This window comes from Neobacillus citreus (genome assembly GCF_018343545.2).
Classification (GTDB): Bacteria; Bacillota; Bacilli; order Bacillales; family Cytobacillaceae; genus Neobacillus; species Neobacillus citreus.
Genome location: NZ_JAGYPE020000063.1, coordinates 1 through 3,111 on the forward strand (window position 1 = coordinate 1; position 3,111 = coordinate 3,111).

Below are 3,111 nucleotides of genomic sequence, written 5' to 3' on the forward strand. Positions count from 1 at the left end.
CGCTTTTTCAAACGGCCGGGAGATTAATAGAATGACCAGCATTTGTATAGATTCTGCAAGGGCACCAAGCAGAAAAGAAGACTTTAGTTTTACATGCTTGTCTTTCTTATGGAAGAATCCTGCCAGAATTCCGGTGAGAATCGTGGCAAGCCCGCATGATATGGCTGTAAACCCACCTAATGTAAAGCGGTGCAGCCCGGCAATTAATCCGGCGCCAATGCCGACACGATAGCCACCCAGAAGCCCTCCTAAAACGACACCAATGACCCGGGAATTGGCGATCGCCTCATCCGAATTAAGCTCAGAGATCCAGCGATTAAATTGGAAACTATTTGTATTAAGTGTCAGTCCCGAATACGTGCCGATAATCCCAAAGAAGCCAAAGAAGGCAATCGCAAGCACTTGTTGTTTTCGATTCAATTCCTCCCGATAAATCATGTCGCGAAAGAAAGGGAATCTTGTCAACACAAACGCTATCATCACAAGGATTCCAAGCCGCTCTACCATCGTAACTAATAATTCAAACATGGAAATCCTCCTTTTTTAGTGCTCTCTAAGAATATCCACCTTTCTCCTATTGTAACAGTATTAATAATATTCGTAATTATTTTTAAAGGAAAGTGCTAGACAACGGTCAATTTGTTATAAATACCTTTCCATCATTTTATAGTAAAAATTTTTTCTATTAATGTTTTTAATAAAAACCGCTAGATTACAAGAATGAAAGCGTTTAACCATTTTTGTGAATAGAAATAAGATTCTAAAAATTCAGTTCGAAATCTTTACATTGAAATAATATTAGTATTTAATAGATATATATAACTAATTTTGTCGAAAAATAGGGGGAAAGACGGACATGAGAAAAATCCTTAATAAGTCGTTTCTGCTGTTTACTGTTCTTTTACTTGTTGTCTTAACAGCATGCAGTAATAATTCAGAAACTTCTGGCAAAAAGGGCGATACAAAAGAAAGCGGCAAGGCCGTGGAAGCAAAAATCGGTGTTGTTTCCTATTTAACTGGACCTGGTGCAGCTTACGGTGAAGCTATTACTAACGGTTTTAATTTAGCGAAAAAAGAGATTAATGCAAAAGGCGATGTCAAAATCGACCTTGTTGTTGAAGACTCAGCAGGTAAGCAGGAACAAGCTCTATCTGCAGCTCAAAAGTTAATGAGTGACGATAGTATTGTAGCCTTATTGGGACCTACATTAAGTACAGAAATGAATGTAGTCGGGCCTGAGGCAGACTTGAATGGTATTCCAATCATGGGTACATCTACTACTGCTGAAGGAATCCCACAAATCGGGGACTATGTATTTAGAAACTCACTGCCAGAGGCACTAGCGATTCCTGCAGCAGTGAAAAAAGCGGTTGATAAATATAAAGTCAAAAAAGTGGCTATTCTTTACGGAAATGATGATGTGTTTACAAAATCCGGTTATGACACGATGAAAAAGACAGCTGAAAAAATGAAGCTTGATGTAGTAACAACTGAAACCTTCCAAAAGGGTCAGGCTGACTATAATGCACAATTAACAAAAATTAAGGGCCTTCAGCCGGACTTAATTCTATGTTCCGCTCTATATAATGAAGGTGCTGTTATTATGGACCAGGCCCGCAAACTGGGCATTGATGTACCATTTGTCGGCGGTAACGGCTTTAACTCTCCACAGGTTATTCAAATTGCCGGACAGGCTGCTGATGGACTGATTGTGGCAACTCCTTGGTTTGGCGATAAGCAAGATCCAAAGGTTCAAGAGTTCGTGAAAAAGTATGAATCCGAATATGGCAAGAAGCCAGACCAATTCGCAGCACAGGCATATGATGCCCTTTATATCATGGCTGAAGCACTAAAAAATGCAGGCGAAGCGGACCGCGATGCACTGCGGGATTCTCTTGCTGAAATTAAAGATTTCCCTGGGATCCTTGGTAAATTCTCCTTTGACAAGGATGGAGACGTTGTAATGGATCCAACCGTTCTTATTATCAAGGACGGGAAGTTCCAAATTTTCGAATAAGCTTGAACGTTCGATAGTTTGAAGGATATCAAACAGAACAATGAATCACTACTATCAGCTGCTCCCCGCTACAGGCTGCCAAAGCCTAAAGGCGGGGGGCTTTAATTACTACTACTGGTTTTTGAAAAAATGGAGTTAGAGGGTGAGATGTTTTGCTATTAGAACAGCTAATAAATGGAATCACACTAGGAAGCATCTATGCCATCGTTGCCCTTGGATTTACGCTGGTTTTTGGAGTTCTTGGCATCATTAATATGGCGCATGGCGAAATCTTTATGTTTGGCGCTTTTGTAGGCGTCATGGTCACAAGTACATTGGGTTGGCCGATTTGGATGGCATTTCTAGCTGCAATTATTGTCACCGCAATTTTAGGCTATATGCTTGAGCGATTTGCCTTAAGACCGCTTCGCGGAAAAAAAGGCGTCTCGCACCTTGCCCCATTAATCAGCACAATCGGGGTATCGATTTTACTGGAAAATCTATCGCATCACTTATTTGGAGCCGGTAACCATCCATTTAAAAATGCGTTTGCTGAAATACATTTTACAATTGGTTCTATCACCATCTATGTGGTGCAAATTGTCATTTTTGTGATTTCAGTTGTGTTAATGATGGCTCTTTCGTATTGGCTGTCCAAAACAAGAGCAGGGAAAGCCCTCCGTGCGACAGCAGAAAATTTGGATACAGCTAGTATCCTTGGTGTCAATACGAGACAGATCATCACTTTAACAGTCGTGATGGCATCCGCGATGGGCGGAATTGCCGGTATTCTTGTTGGGATGGCGTTTAACTCCGTTAACCCGCAAATGGGCTTATCGATGGGGCTTAAAGGGCTTGCCATCATTATCCTTGGTGGAATGGGCAATGTAAAAGGCGCTATGGCTGGCGGATTGATTCTTGGATTAGCCGAAACGCTCATTGTTGCTTATGGAGATTCAGGATATCGGGATGCTATTGCATTCCTCGCAATCATCGTGATTCTTTTAATCCGGCCGCAGGGACTATTCGGCCAAAAGACATCTGAGGGAAGGCCGTGATGATATGCTTGGAGACTTTTTAAATCCATACTACCTTCAAGTCGCTTCGTTTATTAT

The 3,111-nt window shown here is 41.4% G+C and carries 3 protein-coding genes; 2 read left to right on the forward strand and 1 reads right to left on the reverse strand.

Going from position 1 to position 3,111, the window contains the following annotated elements:
• The coding region (locus tag KHB02_RS24280) for a LytS/YhcK type 5TM receptor domain-containing protein (protein WP_277398368.1) at positions 1–528 on the reverse strand (528 nt) is incomplete at its 3' end.
• 328 nt (positions 529–856) lie between these two features.
• Here KHB02_RS24280 and KHB02_RS24285 point away from each other — a divergent pair.
• Both KHB02_RS24285 and KHB02_RS24290 read left to right on the forward strand, forming a co-directional pair.
• The gene (locus tag KHB02_RS24285) at positions 857–2,017 is read left to right on the forward strand and encodes an ABC transporter substrate-binding protein (protein ID WP_213147872.1); all 1,161 of its coding nucleotides are present in this window, start codon (positions 857–859) and stop codon (positions 2,015–2,017) included.
• A gap of 152 nt (positions 2,018–2,169) precedes the next feature.
• On the forward strand, positions 2,170–3,054 hold the full coding sequence (locus KHB02_RS24290; protein ID WP_213117017.1) for a branched-chain amino acid ABC transporter permease: 885 nt from the start codon (positions 2,170–2,172) through the stop codon (positions 3,052–3,054).
• Positions 3,055–3,111: the final 57 nt, after the last annotated feature.

Bases quoted from the DNA above. Each gene is read 5' to 3' on its own strand.
- KHB02_RS24285 (WP_213147872.1), top strand. From the start codon at position 857: ATGAGAAAAATCCTTAATAAGTCGTTTCTGCTGTTTACTGTTCTTTTA.